The following is a 17436-nucleotide window of genomic DNA, read 5'->3' as shown; positions in this document are numbered from 1 at the left end:
TTGGAATTATGAAGGTAAGATGGGATTGGTTTTATAGGATGTGATTGGTATTATTTGAGGACAGCTTCGGCCACGCGGTTGCCGAGGGTCTTTTTGTCGAGAGGGTGGATGTCGTTCCATTCGCCGAGGTCGGAGTTGCGGATGAGGACGGCGTTGTCGGTCTCATCGGCCACCTGAGCCTGCACCTTGCGCATTTCAGCCCATGCCGCACGTCCACCCTTGTCGGAGGGATGGAGGAAGTCGGCGAGTTCGACGATGTAGAAGGGCATCTGTGCATCGCCCGAAGCCTCGCGCCAGTTGGCTATCATGGTCTTAAGGAGTGGGGCATATTCGTTGCGCCGGCTGACGTTGGATTCACCCTGATACCACACTGTTCCGCGGACGGGATAGTTGATGACAGGGGAAATCATACCTTTGTAGAGCACGGTCGGGACGTAGCAGTAAAACATCATCCCCGGCCCGTGAGGCATGGCGGCTCCAAGCTTATAACGCCATTCCCCTTCCAGACTGACGGTCTCGTCGCCGACAATGATTTTGTAGGGCTTTTCAGCCACGAAATGCGGGTTGCCGTTCTGGCTGATGAGGCGGACTGTCACATTGTTCTTGCCTTCGCGGAGGACACCGGCGGGTATTTTGTAGATGCGCGGAGGATATTGGTAGCCGGTAGTGCCGACAAATGTGCCGTTGACATAGACGGAATCAGCATCGACAATGCAGCCCATGCGGATGATGCCCTCTTTTCCGGCCATTGAGGCGGGGAGGTCGATGTTTTTGCGGAACCAATGGGAACCGTTGACGGGGTTGAGGCCGTCGTTGCTCCAGCGGTCGTTGCCGGTCACGGTGCCGTCGGTGAATTTTCCGCTGATGAGGTCGGTGACTGCCCACGACGAATCATCCAGATTCGGATCGAACCATTTGCGGTCGCCGTGCAGACCGGGGTCGGCTGTCCATAGAGTAGCGTTCCAGTGTCCGTAGTTCTCCCCTTCGAGAGCCTTGATGCGGTTGCGGTAGCCCTCGTCGGTATAGAGGCGCATTTCGTTGAGTGCGCGGGGGAAGGCTGCGATTTTTTCTTCACTTATCCATGCCTCTACGGGTGTTCCACCCCACGAGGCGTTGATTATGCCGACCGGAAGTCCGGTCTTCTCGTTCATTGCCTTGGCGGTGAAGTAGGCGAGGGCTGAGAAGTTCATCGCATCCTCGTCGACGGATTTCCAACGGGTGGGGCTGACATCGGTGCGTCCTGCTCCGAATTCAAACTCTTTGGGAACCACGAAGTGACGGATGGACGGGTTGCGGTAGGAAGCAATCTCTTCGGCAAACATGTCGGTGACGCGGTTGACGGGGAGTTCCATGTTGGACTGTCCGGAGCAGAGGAGCACATCGCCTACGGCAACGTCGGTGACAGTCTTGTCGCCAATCTCAATTGTATAGGTCTTGCCGGTCTTTAAAGCGGGCAACTCCGCGCGCCATGTTCCGTCGGGACCGGCAGTCACGGTGGTCTTCTTCCCTTTGGCAACCTTTATGTCAATCTCCTCGCCCGGGTCGGCGGTGCCCCAAAGTGTGAGTGGACGGTCACGTTGCACCACCATCCCGTCGGAGATAATCTGTGGAAGTTTCACCTCTGCCTGCACTGCGAGGAAGCCCGGAATGAGGGCTGAGCAGAGGAGTATGAGTCTATTCATATTCATATAGTCTGACATGTAAAATTTCAAAATCATCGACACCGATGCGGACGTGGCGACCCTGATGGGTCTCGTCGCCGTTGAGGGTGCGTATTGTCCGGAGGCTGCCGTCGTCGTTGACCGCAACTTGCTTCACGGATGCGAGGCCGATGCGCTTCCCCTGCCATTTTCCGTCGGCTTGCGACTGCCGGTCGGAGCCGGAAGCGAGGAAACCGTCTTCACCGAGGGCTTTTTCAGTCTGCGCCTTTGCATCGGACGGTTCGAAGGTCACGACCAAGCCCGAGCCTGCCACGATATATTCCATCGGCGACAGCCGTAGCATGATGCCTCCCGCTGCAGGCCACTGAGAGCCGTCAGTCGCGCGCGGATCCCAGGGGAGGGTGAAAAAGTGTTTGGCCGTGATGCGCAGACCGTCGCGGTCGGTGATGCTGACAGTCGAATCCGCATCGAAATAGAAGCCCTCCATGCTCCCTTTGCCGAGATGTTCACCGATGAGGGGAATGAGGCTGCGCAACTGCGCGGTCCCTTTTTTCTGGTAGGCTGCATCCTTGCGGTTGTTGAAAGCGAATGGACAGAGTCCGATGGCGTTGTGATGGCCCACCACATAGTGGAGCTGTGCGGCGTTGGGTTGGTCACATTTGATTTCCGGTATGAAGAGCGGATTGTCGGGGAGGGCATATTTGCCGACCCAGTCCTTGAAACCGTTGTCGTAGAGGTCGGGGGATAGGAAGTCGATTGTCGGAGCGGCGGCGTGCCACACATCCTTGAGATGGGCGAGAGGTCCTGCTGAGGGATATTCGCCCGGTTGACGTCCCCGCGAGTTCATGGCCGCGTTGACGTAAAGTGGCATTGTAGGGAAGATTTCACGCGCTTTCTGTGCGAGTCCTTCGACGTAGCGGGCATAGTTCCATGCCATGAAGATTTCATCGGTATGGATGTCGTCGCCGAACACTTCCGTCCAGCTTCCCTTCTGCTTCATGCCCGCTTCCTGCCACTTTGCGAGGAGCTGCGGATGAAGTGATTTCTTGTTTTTATTAAGGTGGGAGATGAGGTCGGAGGGTACGCCTTTGTCATACTCCTTCCGTGCAGCCGGTGAATGGTCGCGTGCATCTTCAAGCATCCCGATTTCGTTCTCTATCTGCATGATGATGACCGTCCCGGCGGTGTCGGTCCGGGCTATGTGGTCAAGGAGACGGGTGAAAGCCGAAGCATCGGCATTGAAGACCTCCTGCGAGAAGGCCGAGGCGATTTCAAGAGGTTTGCCCGAGCGGGTGCGGGCGCGCGGAAAGCGTCGGGTGTCCTTTTTGAACCAGTCGGGAGTGTAGCAGCTCATGGAGTTTTTCCATGCGCCGAACCACAGGAGTCCGACCTTGATGTCGCGCTCACCGGCGAGGCGGATGATGTCTTCGACACTTGTGAAATCGAATTCCCCTTTGCGGGGTTCGATGAGTTCCCATGCGACAGGGAAAAGCACCGTATTGTATCCGTGGTTTTCGGCGATTTGCAGACAGCGGGTCACATCCTCGGCTGAAGAAGCCATCGAGTTGCCGGTCTCGCCGCCGATGATGATGAAAGGTTTCTCGTCCACGATTAGCCGCGTGGCCGTGCCCTGACGTTCAAGCCGCGATTCTGTGCGGGCGAAACAGCCGAGGACGGTCAGCAGGAGTGTGAGTGACAGCACCGGTAACTTCATGGTCAATGATTCTTTGAAAATTTGCAGGTGTTGGAAATCAATTAAGGTGGACGGGTACAAATTTAGGGCTTTACGGGCAAAAACGCTTTTTGATTTGTGACCTATCCTTAATAAAATGTCACATCCACCGGTTTTCCGGGTTAGAAATCAGGGGTGGAGTGAATGAGGGGGATAGAGAAATCTCCCGCAGCCGGACCGAATAGGCCGGCCGACGGCTGCGGGAGATTTTAGAGCGGATGATGCTGTATCCATCAAACAGATTTGATACAGCCCTACGTCAAATCATGGATTATTTTGATGAGGAGGCCGACTGGCTCCAGTCATGGCTGGTGAACGATGCGCTTACATCGAAACCGGCGATTGCATCGCAGACACCCTTGTAGGCAACCTTGCGGCCATAGCCTGAATCGAAGAGGTTGGGCGATTCGTCCTTAAGCCAGTACTCATGCTCCTTGGCGTTGTCGGAAAGGGTCCAGACGGTGATTGCCGACTGCTGCGATTCGGGCACGTTTTCGAAGTATGAGGTGAGAATCATCTGGTAGACATCGCTCTGAGTCTGCAATTGTTCAGCCGAGGGTGAGGCTGTGCCGAGGGCAACGTCGAGTTCGGTGATGCGGATGAGTTTGCCGGTAGAGGCGAGGGTCTTGAACATAGCGTCGACCTTATCCTTGGTGATGGATGAGGAGACATGCATCTGTGTGCCTATGCCGTCGACATGCGCGCCGTTGTTGTCAATGTAGTTGACAAATTCAATCAGCTTGGCGAGTTTTGAGGGTGAGGTCTCAAGATTGTACTCGTTGACGAAGAGTTTCGCACCGTTGGGGCTGTATTTGGCAGCATATTCGAACGCTTTGACAGCATAGTCCATGCCGCAGTAGTAACCCCAGTAGAAGTGACCGTTTCCGGCATCGTTTGCCCAGTTGAGGTTGAGGCCTGCATCGGTGGTCTCGACAGGTTCGCTGTCGCCTTCCATCCAACCCCCTTCGACACCACGGATACGTCCGTTGTCACCGATAGGTTCGTTGATTACATCCCACGATGTGCAGGCATCGCCCAGATGGGTCATAGCTTCCTTAATCCATGTCTCCATGGCTTCGAGAAGGATGGCTTTCTTCTCTTCGGGAGTCTTGATTTTGTAGGTGATGCTTGAAGCGCGCTTCACGGGTGCGCCTGCAGGAGTTTCGATTTTCGGGCCGAATTTGATGTTGTCGATGGTATATGTTCCGCCGACGGCACCGAAGTTGAGGATGATACGGTTGACATCGTCATATTCGGCAATGGTGAATTCATATTCCTGGGTCATCCAGTCGGTGCCGACATCGAAGGTGTGGTAGCCACCCTGACTGCCGTAGGATGTTCCGTTCTGGTACTGGAACTGGAGCTGTCCGGCGGGAGTGGAGGACTTGGCTTCGAACTGGATGATGTAAGGCTGACCCTTGGTGAGAGGTTCGTCGAATGTGTAGGCGAACTGTGCCTCCCATGCGTTACCGTCACCGTTGTTTTCGATGACAACGGCGGTCGAACCGTCCTTACCGGCATCAGCCACGGTTGCGGCAGATTTCTTTCCGCTGCCCCATGAACCCCATCCGCCGGTAGAGCCGTCGGCGCAGTCATTGAAGTCGCTTGCTTCGGCGGGGAGGATGTTGACCATCGGGTCGGCGGGCACTTCCTGCTTCAGACCGAATTCAATGTCATCCACATAATATGTGGCTCCGACAGCACCGAAGTTGAGAAGGATACGGTTGACGTCGTCGAATGTAAGTTCGAACTCATATTCGCAGAGTGTCCAGTCGGTGCCGATGTTGAAGGTGTTGTAGCCACCCTGACTTCCGTAGGTGGTTCCGTTCTGGTACTGGAACTGGAGCTGTCCGGCGGCGGAGGTCGCCTTTGCGTAGAAGCGGATTTTGTAGGTGCCGGGTTCGAGGAAGTTGTCGAAGGTGTAGGCACACTGTGCGTTCCATGCGCTTGCATCGGTCGGGTTGAGCAGATACATGCAGTAGTTGCTGTCGTGGCCGGGAGATGTCACACCCGATTCGGATTCATTGCCCCACGAACCCCATCCGCCCTTGGCGTTACCCTCGAAATCGGAGTTGTCGCCTGAGAGCATGTTGGAGATGTCGTTGGTGGGGTCGCTCTCGATAATCATCTGCGGAGCGATGAGCGACTTCATGTAGGTCTGCTGCTGCTGGGTGTGCCAGATGAGGTTGTGGCCGTGGAGCTTAAGACCTGTCGCCAGGGCGGTGAACTGGTCGACTTTTGCCCAGTTGAAGGCTCCGGATGCGGAGACGATGGACTGATGCTTCATGGCGTTGCCGAAGGTGACACCCTGGAAGTTGTCGAGCACCACCTGACGGTATGCCTCGTCGTCAAGGAAGTTGTCAAGTCCCATTCCGAGGGTTATGTCAACCCCCGGATGATACTCGGCCATATAATTCTTGATGAAATCGTATTTTGAGATTTTTTCGGCAAGCTCCATCGGGATGTCGGAACCGGTGACGGTCTTGTCGGGCTCACGCCATTCCATGACCTGGTCATCACAGGATGCAAAGACCATAGAGACGGCTGCGAGAGGGAATATTATCTTGTTTAGTTTCATGATTTGCTGTGATTTAAGAGATTATTCTTCATCCTCAGGTTCTTCGTAGTCTGACGGTTCGAAAGCCTTGTAGGGAACTATGCGCCAGTTGTCGAGATAGATTTTGGGTCCGGTGAAGGTAGTGGATTTCAAGGTGACGGTCTCTCCGGCTGCGTTGACATAGTCAAAGTCGGTGTTGACAAAACCAATTGCGAAGTTGGGATAGGTGGCGGCCATGCGGTCGTCAATGACCATCTGGAATGTCGGTGTGGCGCTCTCCGCATCAGCGATGAGTGTGGCATACTTGTTGATTGCGCTCAGAGGCACGGTCATCGTTGTCCATTCACTTGTCGAGAAGGGGACAATCGCACCGCCCTTACCTGTCTCAAGCCAGGGGGCGAAGCAGTAGATGAGGTTGTTCTTGCCGTCGTCATCGCTGCCGAATCCTGCGAAGTTGTAGTTGTTGATGAGCTGAAGCTGGAAGAAACCTGTACCGCTCCAGGGCTCGGGACAATAGATGTCGAACTGAACGGCTATCTCGGTCACGGGTGTCTCGGCGGGGATGAGGGCCGACATGCGTGCCCAGTTCTCCCAATCCTTGTCGCCGTCGCCGACGGTGTGACATTCGGTCACGCGCGGTTTGCCCGATGCGACTCCTTCGGCGAGCAGACGGTCGGGTACAATCTGCACGCAGTAGCCGCGTCCTGTCCCGGCGGGGTCATTGACGAGGTCACCGTTGGCCGGATCATTGCTTATCATCGAGCCGGTCTCTTTCCAGCTCCATGCGCCCTGCTTGCCGTCGGTGTCGAAATCGAGGAGCATACCTCGGCGTTCGTTGAAGTAGGCGGGCGACTGGGTCACACCGTTGGGGCTTTCCGAAATCAGCGCGCCACCTTCGGTGACACCGGAGGGCATGACGAAGGTGAACCATTCTCCATCCTCGTCATTGACGATTCCTTCCGTCACCTCGATTCCGCCGGGAAGGGTGACCTTTGCGGTCTCGTGGAGGTAGGAACCTGTCACGGTCACAGTCTCGCCGGGCTGGGGGAGGGTGTTGCTGATATTCTTGATTATCGAATAGCCGTTGCGGATGAGGAACTCGTAGGTGAGCTCGGTCTTGTCCTTGACCAGACGGATTGTGTTGCGCACCTCGGGGTCACAGTCGCTGACGGGAGTATCCTTGTTGATGGACACTATCATGGATTTGTCCGAAACGTAGGCGCGGTTGAAGTAGGTGTCGTAGCCGTTGATGTAGACTTTCTTCACACCGAAGAAACCGTTGCCTTCGAGACGGAGCATCTGGCCGAGACGCGCGAATTCAACCGGACGATCGGGAACCGACGATTTGTAATCCTCCAGATAGACCTGGCTTATGCTCATGGGGACTCCCTGGTTGTCCTCGTCGAAGTAGGCATCATCATCGTTGCACGAAGCAAGTCCGATTGAACAGAGCGCCAGGGCCGGGAGCATGAAATATTTGAAATTTTTCATTTTTATCTTCCTTTTTGTAGTGGTGGTGATTAGTTGAAGAGAGTAGCCTCGTCAATCTCGCGTTCGCCGAACTCGTAGGCGATGGGTGCTTCGGTCAGGCGGGGGTTACGCGCGAGGTCCACGTCGCTGAGGGGGAGGGTGAGATGGCTCTCGCGGGCGGTTGACACGCCTGTTCCGTCAGAGGTCTTGGCATACTGGCAGGGTTCGCTTTCGTCCCATTCGTAGCCTGCGTTGCGCTCCTGGGAGTTGAGATAGTTGACCACTTCCTGCTGCTGATAGTAGCTGCGGCGGAGAAGGTCGTACCAGTACTGGCCTTCGTAGGCAAGCTCGATGCGGCGCTCATAGTGGATGTCGTTGTAGGTGATGGCCTTCTTGGTAGCCATGCCTGCGCGTGAACGCACGAGGTTGAAGTAGCGGAGGGCAGTCTCGTCGGAAGTCGATGAGTTGTTGGCGAGGATGGATTCGGCAAGGTTGAGGTAGACCTCGGCGAGACGCATCATATAGGTGTTCACGCCCGATGACTGCTGATAGCTCTGGCCGTTGTCGTCGATTTTGCCGATGACGTGTTTCACCACGTTACATTTGTTGTCATAGCCCGACTCGGTGACATTGTAGGTGTAGCCGCCGTTCTTGCTGTTGAGCTGCGGGTAGAATTCTCCGACGGTTGCGATTGTTGCATGACGGCGGATGCGGTCGGTCGGGTCGTAGGTGCGGACGATGTCGTATGATGCGTAGGTAGCATTACCCCAGTTCGTTTCGCCCACCATTGTCGACCAACTGAAGAATGCCGAGATGGCGTTGGTGCCTCCCCAACCTACAGCATCGGTCGAGCCTGTGAGCCATTGGAGCTGGAAGACTGATTCGGAGTTGTTGTTCCATGTCTGCACGGCGAAGAGGTCACCGTAGTTGGGCAGGAGGGAGTAGGGACCCTCGATGCAGCGCAGGGCGGCCTTGCGGGCGAGTTCGAGATAGTAGGGGTTGCGGCTGCCACGGTTGAAGTCAGTGGCGATGTTAGAGCCGTCATACTGTCCGTCGGTGGTCAGACCGGCCATCGAGAGATAGACGCGCGAGAGGATGCCGGCGGCACTGTAGCAGGTGACGCGGCCGGGATTGGCCTGGGTCTTCGAGAGATTGGCTGCGGCATATTCGAGGTCGCGGATGGCGAATTCCATCACGTCGGTCATGCGGTGTGCGTAGGCCACGGGCGAATTTATCTGGGCCTTGGTGTCGGTATAGATGATTGCCTTACCCCAGACTGAGCCGATGTACCAGTAGGCGAGTCCGCGCATAAAGCGGGCTTCGGCTATGCCCTGGATTTTGGCCTCCTCGGTGACAGCGGGGCCGCATTTGCTCCGGAGGTTGTTGATGACGTTGTTGGACTGCGCCACTACCGAGTAGAAGGCACCCCATGCGTCCTCAAGACCGGGTGACAGGGAATTCTCGGTGAAGTTGGTGTAGGGGTAGATGTAGTCCGACCAGCGGGCGGTGAGGTTGTTGCTGCGGCCGTCGCCGACGCTGTAGTAGAACTTTCCGTTGAACGAGTTCCACACATAGTTGTAGAGCGGCGCGGTAGCCTGCGAGACTGCCTCGTTTGTGTCAAAGAATGTCTCTTCACTCGCCTGGTAGGTGTTGGTCTGGTCAAGGAAGTCGGAGCAGGAGCTCATCGAGAACATACCGGCCAGCGCGACGAAGACGTATATTTGTGATTTCATCTTTATTGACGGATTTGAAGGTTAGAAGGATACGTTGAGACCGAAGGTGTAGATGCGCGGAGTGGGATAACGTCCGTAGTCAAGTCCGGTCATGAGTGCGTCGCCATACATTGCGCCGACCTCCGGGTCGAGACCTTTGTATTTGGTCCATGTGTGGAGGTTCTGGATGTTCATGTAGACGCGGACATTTTCAAGATAGATCTTGCGCACCCAGTCTTTCGGGAAGGTGTAGCCGAGCGAGATGTTCTGAAGGCGGATATAGGATGCGTCCTCGATGAGACGGTCGCTGATGCGGGAGTAGTTGGAGTTGGCGTCGGAGCGCTGAACTGCGGGCATGAGGGTCGAACCTGCGTTGACGATGTGGAGGTTGCGGTAGTCGTCATCCGGGCCGTTGGGGTCAATCTTGCCGATGACGGCATAGTTGAGTGCCGAGCGGAGGATGTTGCTGTTCTGTCGCGGATCCTCGATGCGGTAGCGGGTGAGGTTGAGGGCCTTGTTGCCGTAGCTTCCGGAGAAGAAGATTGTGAGGTCGATGCCCTTCCATGAGAATGTGTTGCCCAGACCGAAGGTGAATTTAGGTTCGGGATTTCCGAGATAGGTGCAGTCTTCGGCGTTTATCTTGCCGTCGCCGTTCACGTCCTCGAAGATGTAGTCGCCGAGCCATGTCGAGCTTTCGGCAATGGTGTTGCCCTCGGGAATGGCCACCTGCTTAATCTCGCCGTTTGCATCATGATAGTAGAAGTCGGTGGGCTTGTCGAAGCGTCCGATGACCTTGTAGCCCCAGAACTGGCCGATGGGCTGACCGACGGCTGTCTTTGTCACGATGAAGTTGGTCGAACTTGGCTGGAACGACTTTTCGAGTGTGGCGGTCTCGGTGTCGAGCGAGAGAACCTTGTTGCGGTTAAGGCTGAACACGAGATTGGTCGTCCACTGGAAGTTGCGGTTGGTGATGTTGGTGGTGTTGACGGTGAGTTCAAAACCCTTGTTTTCGAGTGAACCGATGTTCTGCCAGGGGTTGGAGGCTGCGCCCTGACCGGATGAACCGATGTAGGCGGGGAGCTGCACCTGGAGGAGGAGGTTTTTGGTCTTCTTGTAGTAGAGGTCGGCTACGACTTCGATGCGGTTGTCAAGGAAGCCGAGGTCGAGACCAAGGTTGTAGGAGTGGGTGGTTTCCCAAGTGAGGTCGGTATTGGGGGTGTTGCCGGTGAGGACGCCGGTGCCCCACGGAGTGGTCTTGAAGCTGAGGAGTGCGATTGTGGCCCACTGGTCAACGTTTTGGTTACCGGTTGCGCCCCAGCCTGCACGGAGCTTTGCGTTGTTCATCCATGTGATGTCGCGGAGGAATGATTCCTGCGATGCGCGCCATGCGAGTGCCACTGACGGGAACCAGCCCCAGCGCTTGTCCTTGTTGAACTTCGAGGAACCGTCGCGACGGATGGTGGCGGTGAGGAGGTAGCGGTCGTCATACGAATAGAAGACGCGGCCGAAATATGAGAGGAGTGAGTTGGCAAACTTGTGGCCTGTGGTGGTCGAGGTGGTGATGTCGCCTGCCGAGAGGTCGGGGGTGGTGTTGGAGAGGAAGCCGGAGGCGGTACCGACCTGAGTTTCCCAGTTGTAGTGGCTCATTTCCTGACCGACCATCGCATTGACGGAGTGAACCTTGTTGAATGTGCGGTTGTAGGTGAGGATGTTGCGCCACGACCAGTATTTGGTGTTGGTCTTTGTCCACTTTGATGTGCGGGTGTCCTGGGTCTTGATGCCGAACTGATAGTCAGGCATGTAGTAGTAATAGTTGTTGTAGTTCCAGTCGCCTGACAGTTCGGTCTTGAGGGTGAGACCCTTGATGAGGGTGGCTTCGAGATAGGTGTTGAAGCGGAAGTTGGTCTTGCGGTTGTTGTTGGTGGTGAGTTCGGCGAGACCTACGGGGTTGTCGGGCATCCACACGTCTTCCGGTCCGTCAAACGAGCCGTCGGGCGATGTCACGGCAACCGTCGGTTGCTGCATGAGCGCGCTCATGATGGTGTTTTTGTCCGTACCTACCTCCTGCTTGGTCTCCGAGATGGAGGCGTTCATGCCGCCACGGAGCCACGATTTAATCTGTGAGTCGATGTTGGAGCGGAGCGAGAGGCGGCGGAAGCCGGAGCCGAGGGCGATACCGTCCTGTTTGAGATAACCGCCGGAGAAGGCGTAAGTGGTCTTTTCATTACCGCCGGAGACGGAAAGGTTGTGGCTTGTCATGAAAGCCTTCTTGAAGAGCTCGTCCTGCCAGTCGGTGCCGTCGCCGAGGGCGTCGGGATTGACGAAGGCGCTCGACGGGTCGAGAAGGTTGAGTTCGTTGGCGCGATAGTTGTGGTGACGGGCATACTCGCGGAGGTTGAGCATGTCATATTTCTTGGGCATTTCCTGCCAGCCAACATAGCCGTCGTAGGTGACGGTTGCATTGCCTGCCGAGCCGCGTTTGGTGGTGATCATGATGACACCGTTGGATGCGCGCGAACCGTAGATGGCTGTCGCCGAGGCATCTTTGAGGATGTCCATGCTGACGATGTCGGAGGGGTTGATGGCGCTCAGCGGGTTGGCCGACTCATCGTCGGTAGCCGAGTCGATGACAACACCGTCAATCACGAAAATCGGCTGGTTGGTGGCGTTGAGCGAGTTGATGCCTCGGATGCGGATTGAGGTCGATGCACCCGGCGTTCCCGAGTTGGCCTGAATCTGCACACCTGCCGCACGGCCCTGGAGCACCTGGTCGATGCTTGTCGGGACGGATTTCTTGATGGCTGCATCGCCTACCGATACGACCGAACCGGTCATGTCGGAGCGCTTCATCTGTCCGTAGCCGACAACGACAACTTCGTCAAGGACTTCGGAGTTTTCTTTGAGGGTGATGGTGAGGCTTGTGCGTCCCTCGACGGCCACACTCTGAGTGGTGTAACCGACGTAGCTCACCACGAGGGTGGCGTTCTTGGGAACGCTCAGCTTGAATTGGCCGTCAATGTCGGTGGCTATACCGTTTGACGAGCCTTTTTGTTGCACTGTCGCGCCGATGAGCGGATCGCCCGCTTCATCCTGCACTGTTCCCGTCACTGTGATGTTCTGGGAATAGGCCCATAGCGGAGTCATACAGACTATCATCAGCACTATGGACCTCAGGAGGGTTAATGTGCACTTCATTTTAATGAAAATGGTTTTAAAGATTATTAAGGTAAGAAGTATAGTTCCTGAAATGGTAAAAGGTAGAAGGGGGCAGCTTGTAGGTTTGCTTAGTGAGTTTGTGTCAGGAGAGGGTAATTTGTCACTTTGCGTAGGGTAATTATTCGTCGTGTCTGTCTATTGCAAAGTTAGGGAAATTTTTTAATTGGCAAAGATATTTTAACACTGAAAACCTCCGGAATGGGAAAAACACGGTTTTCGGGGATTAAATACGCAAAGTTTTTGCTAAAATATGCAAAATTTGGAGTATGCTGTTTTTGCGTTTTGTGGCTTGTGAAAGTCATCGGCAAAGACCTCGGAAATGCCGGAAACACCCATCCAAGTGCTTCTGTAGGCCTTATAGACTCGCCTAAGCCCATAACGAAGAAGGATGGCTTATTGTAATCCAAACAGCATCCTTATTGTATCTTGTACTATATAATATTGCGTGTCTATGGAGGTGACTATACAGAGAGTTTATGCATATATGGTTTATGGAGCTTATATCTATTGTGGTAGAGTGTACGTATCAAATCGTGGTAGAGACAGGATTGAGTGTCCGATAGGACACTGATTTCTTCGTAACCCCGTACATCGGAGCGCAGCGCAGATGTGCGGGGCAATGTCCTGCTTATAAAGGAAAGATGTCCGATAGGACATCGATTTACCATGCAGAATTGCTATCCAGAGCCGTAAATCTGTGTCCTACCGGACACAAGTGTGAGAGGGGAGTAGCCTTCCCCCCGACACCATCGCTTCGCTTGGTGTCGAGGGTTACGAAGAAATCGATGTCCTGCGGACATCTCCGGCCTGTCCCGTCCCTCCCTCTATCTCACGCCATCCTCTCTATCTCTCCTCGTCCCCCTCACTATCTCGCTCCGTCCTCCTCTCTCTATCTCACCCATCCATACTTCATTTTATATTTTATCTATCTTTTATCCATATTTCATCCCATCTCATTTCATCCCATCTCATTCCCCATTCCTCTCCATGTCTCCTCGGCTTGTCGCTTTTGCGGTTCTTTTTGCTTTCCTTTGCGGTTATGTCCTCTTTCCTATTCCACTTTCGTGATGGTGTCTCCGTCGAGGTTGATGAGGCCTTCGTCTGCGAGGTGGCGGATCTCGTTGACTATGGAGGTGCGGTTGGCTGTGATGTTTGCGAGGATGTCGCGGATGGTGGTACCTTGCGGGTGTGATGCGAGATAGAGGATGGTCTTCCGCAGCTCATCCGACTGCTGTTTCTGTCCGGAGGCCTTTTTGCGCGCCCGGCACACGTCGCATTTCCCGCATTCCTTTGCATCTTTCTCGCCGAAATAGCGCAACATCCCCTGCACCCTACATTCGGAGGCGGAGAAGACAAAATCCTTCATGGCATCGAGCCGTCGGCTCATCCGTTCGCGCTGCTGCTCGTAGACTTCGAGCGGCATGACGACGTGTTTGGGCAGTTCGCGCGAGGTTGTGTAATATATATAAGGTGTAGTACGGCGTGGGACGTAGTGGATGGCGTGGAGACGGCTGAGGTAGAGCAAGGCCTGATAGACCTGCTCGGTCGAGAGCATTGTGGAGCGGGCTATTTTCAGTTCGCTTATCTTCACATAGTCGGCGAAGAGACCGGTGTAGGTGCGGAGGACGCATTGAAACACATCTTCCGCCTCCGGCGTGAGTTCGAGATTGTAAAGCTCCTTCTTTTTCATGATTATCATCATGCGTGAGGATGATGTGGTCTCTTCGATATACTCCATGTAGCCCGCTCGGCTCAGAAGTTGCAATGCGCTGCGAGTCTGTACCGGCGGCAGGGAATAGGTGCGGCAGAATTCATCGGGGTTGAACTCAAAGAGCTGGCCGTAACCGTCGCCGACGGCGACATTGAGAAAATTGCCCGCAAGCTCGTAGACATGGCTGATGAAATCCTTTTCCGGGAAACTCTCGTTCAGACGGCGCGAGAGGGTGGCTTTGTCGCGCTGCGAGGCAATGACTACTGCGAATGATTCACGGCCGTCACGTCCGGCGCGTCCAGCCTCCTGATAGTATTCTTCGAGTGACGAGGGGAGGTCGTGGTGGATGACTGTCCTCACGTCGGGTTTGTCGATACCCATGCCGAAGGCGTTGGTGGCCACGATGACGCGCACTTCGTCATTTTTCCATGCGTTCTGCCTCAATTCCTTCTCTTCGGGGTCGAGTCCGGCGTGGTAGTAGTCGGCGCTTATCCCTTCGCGGAGCAGCAGTTGGGCAATCTCGCGGCAGCGGCGGCGCGAACGGACATAGACAATCGCACACCCCGACGTGGCGCGCAGGACGCGCAGCAGGGTGTCCTCCTTGAAGTCGGCATAGCGCACGATGTATGAGAGGTTGTCGCGGGTGAAGGAGCGGGCAAAGACCTTAGGCTCCTTGAAGCGGAGACAGCGCATGATGTCGGCTGTCACCTCGGGGGTGGCCGAGGCGGTCAGTGCGAGTATCGGGACATTCTCGCCGACAATCTCGCGCAGACGTGCCACTTTCAGGTAGGAGGGGCGGAAATCGTAGCCCCACTGGGAGATGCAGTGGGCTTCGTCGACGACGATGAGGCTCACATCCATTGCACGCAGTTCGGCTATGAAGTTCTCGTTTTGCAGACGCTCCGGCGAGACGTAGGCAAGCTTGACCTTTCCGAGCCGGCAACGCGTAAGCCCCAGTTCCGCTTCGCGGCGCGTCAGACCTGAGTGGAAGTGGACAGCGCGGATGTCGCGTTCGCGCAGATTGTCCACCTGGTCCTTCATCAGCGAGATAAGCGGAGTGACAACAATGGTAAGTCCCGGCAGCAGAAGCGCCGGGACCTGAAAGGTGATGGACTTTCCGCCACCCGTCGGGAGAAGCCCGAGGGTATCGTGGCCCGCAAGCACGGAGTCGATTATCTCGCGTTGCAGCGGACGGAAGGCGTCATAGCCCCAATATTGTCTGAGTATGTCGAGTGGCATCGTCGGAGGGAGCTGTTTTTGGACACACACTCTCAGTCAAGATGGATGGCTTTGACAAAGAGTTGGATGGCGGAGCCTCCCTTGTGTTTGTTCTCCTCAATCGTGTAGCAGATGCTGAACGGTTTGCCCGAATGGATGTGCTCGAAGTTCTCTGCGCTGTTGAACACGATGCCGTTCATGACCTTGCCGCATGTCTGGTCAACGAGGTCGAGCTTGATGTGCTCGTTGTGTCGTCCGACGAGTTTCGACGTTCCGAAGTCGGTCACTCCGCGTGTGCAGAACACAGGCTTGTTGTTGCCCGGTCCAAAGGGGTTGAAGTGGCGCAGAAGCGCGAGGAATTCGGGGGTGATTTCCGAGAATGTCAGATATGCGTCGATGTCGAGCTGCGGGGTGAGCTGGTCGGGACGGATGTTGTCGCTGACAAACTTTTCGAAGCGCCGCGTGAACTCGGGGATATTCTCCTCTTTCAGCGAGAGGCCGACAGCGTAGGTGTGGCCTCCGAAGTTTTCGAGAAGGTCGCGGGCCGACTCGACAGCGCGGTAGACATCGAAGCCCTGAACCGAGCGCGATGAACCCGTGGCAAGACCGTTGGAGAAGGTAAGGACGACCGAGGGCTTGTAGTAAAGTTCCGTCAGGCGCGAGGCCACGATTCCGATGATTCCCTTGTGCCAGTTCTTGTTGTAGATGACAATGGATTTCTTGTCGGAAAGTGTGTCGCGGTGTTCTTCGAGGATGGTATTGGCCTCCTCGGTAATCTGCTTGTCGAGTTCCTTGCGATCCTGATTGTAGCGGTCGATTTCCTTTGCGCGGGCGTAGGCATCCGTGAGGTCGCGCGACACGAGGAGATCCACTGCCTCTTTGCCGCTCTGCATACGGCCCGACGCATTGATGCGCGGTCCGATCTTGAAGATTACGTCGCTGATTGTGATTTCCCGGCCCGAGAGTCCGCAGATGCGGATGATTGCCCGCAGCCCCATGTTGGGGTTGGAGTTGAGTCGCTTCAGTCCGTGGAAAGCCATGATACGGTTCTCGCCGACCATCGGGACGATGTCGGCTGCGATCGAGACTGCCACGAGGTCGAGCATACCCTCCAGGTCGGCGCTGCCGAGACCGTTGGACATGGCGAAGGCCTGCATGAACTTATAGCCCACTCCGCAGCCTGAGAGATGCGGGCAGGGATAGGGACTCCCTTCGAGTTTGGGATTGAGTATGGCCACGGCCGGCGGGAGAGTCTCGTCGGGGACGTGATGGTCACAGATTATAAAGTCGATGCCCAGGGTGCGGGCATATTCTATCTCCTCAGTCGCCTTGATGCCGCAATCAAGGATTATGAAGAGCTTGACCCCTTGACTGGCTGCCATGTCGATGGTGGCCTTCGAGATACCGTATCCGTCCTCGTTGCGCGTCGGGATAAGGTAGTCGATATGGGAGTAGAAATTGCGCAGGTACTTGTAGACGAGGGCCACCGCAGTGGTTCCGTCCACGTCATAGTCACCGTAGACAATAATCTGCTCCTTCGACCCCATGGCACGGTTAAGCCTGTGGACGGCTTTGTCCATGTCGGGCATTAGGAACGGATCGTGCATGTCCTTCAGCGATGGGTGGAAGAATTTTTCCGCCTCTTCGACCGAGGAAATGCCCCGTTGCACAAGCAGCTCGCTAATGGGCGGCACTCCGGCATAGCGCTTGGCCAGACCGGACTCCACTTCTTGTTCGTCGGATGTAAGGGGACAGTAATTCCATTTACTTGTCATTTATGTTGTTTCTTTTTTATTTCAAAAGAGGCGGGGGCGGGTCGGTGCTCGGACCGGACCCTGTATAGGGGGAGGTGATTGATTGGAGGGGAGAGGTGATGTTTACATGGCGGGCACGGCTCGTGTTGTCCACACACCGTGTGGGGCCTGATTCATGGCGTTGGGGCTGCACTTGCTACCAACTGAATACTATTGCCCGACTATTTGCAAAAGTACGCAGAAAATTTGGATAAATTGCCATAAGAAATGTTATTTATCCTTTAATCATAACTTAAAAAGCATGTCCCTACTCGAGGAATGGCAAAATACATCCTGAAGTACGGTCGTGAAGGGCACATAAAGCCATAAGGTCAGAAGGGACATAAGTTTTTTTAGTTTTGAGTT

General features: G+C 55.3%; 8 protein-coding genes. All 8 read right to left on the bottom strand.

Annotation, left to right across the window (positions count from 1 at the left end; translation table 11 throughout):
• Nucleotides 1-50 precede the first annotated feature (50 nt).
• Complete coding sequence (locus QZ310_RS11005; RefSeq protein WP_297072748.1) at nt 51-1682, bottom strand: sialate O-acetylesterase; 1632 nt, start codon at nt 1680-1682, stop codon at nt 51-53.
• A complete protein-coding gene (locus QZ310_RS11000; protein WP_297072745.1) occupies nt 1675-3375 on the bottom strand; it encodes a DUF5597 domain-containing protein in 1701 nt (566 codons plus the stop codon). The genes QZ310_RS11005 and QZ310_RS11000 overlap by 8 nt, the downstream gene beginning before the upstream one ends.
• A 289-nt stretch (nt 3376-3664) precedes the next feature.
• The gene (locus QZ310_RS10995) at nt 3665-5971 is read right to left on the bottom strand and encodes an endo-1,4-beta-xylanase (RefSeq protein ID WP_297072743.1); all 2307 of its coding nucleotides are present in this window, start codon (nt 5969-5971) and stop codon (nt 3665-3667) included.
• Nucleotides 5972-5992: 21 nt separating this feature from the next.
• Nucleotides 5993-7441, bottom strand: coding sequence for a glycan-binding surface protein (locus QZ310_RS10990; RefSeq protein WP_297072740.1), 1449 nt, complete (start codon nt 7439-7441; stop codon nt 5993-5995).
• 29 nt (nt 7442-7470) lie between these two features.
• Nucleotides 7471-9153: a RagB/SusD family nutrient uptake outer membrane protein gene (locus tag QZ310_RS10985; protein ID WP_297072738.1), complete on the bottom strand. Its 1683-nt coding sequence runs from the start codon at nt 9151-9153 to the stop codon at nt 7471-7473.
• Nucleotides 9154-9174: 21 nt separating this feature from the next.
• A complete protein-coding gene (locus QZ310_RS10980) occupies nt 9175-12327 on the bottom strand; it encodes a TonB-dependent receptor (protein ID WP_297072736.1) in 3153 nt (1050 codons plus the stop codon).
• Between the two features lie 1072 nt (nt 12328-13399).
• A complete protein-coding gene (locus QZ310_RS10975) occupies nt 13400-15298 on the bottom strand; it encodes an ATP-dependent DNA helicase RecQ (protein ID WP_297072735.1) in 1899 nt (632 codons plus the stop codon).
• Between the two features lie 32 nt (nt 15299-15330).
• Nucleotides 15331-17052, bottom strand: coding sequence for a single-stranded-DNA-specific exonuclease RecJ (gene recJ / locus QZ310_RS10970; RefSeq protein WP_297072733.1), 1722 nt, complete (start codon nt 17050-17052; stop codon nt 15331-15333).
• Nucleotides 17053-17436: the final 384 nt, after the last annotated feature.

The sequence above is a fragment of the uncultured Duncaniella sp. genome (assembly GCF_910577345.1).
Lineage (GTDB): Bacteria > Bacteroidota > Bacteroidia > Bacteroidales > Muribaculaceae > Duncaniella.
This window is presented reverse-complemented; position numbering and strand designations above follow the sequence as displayed.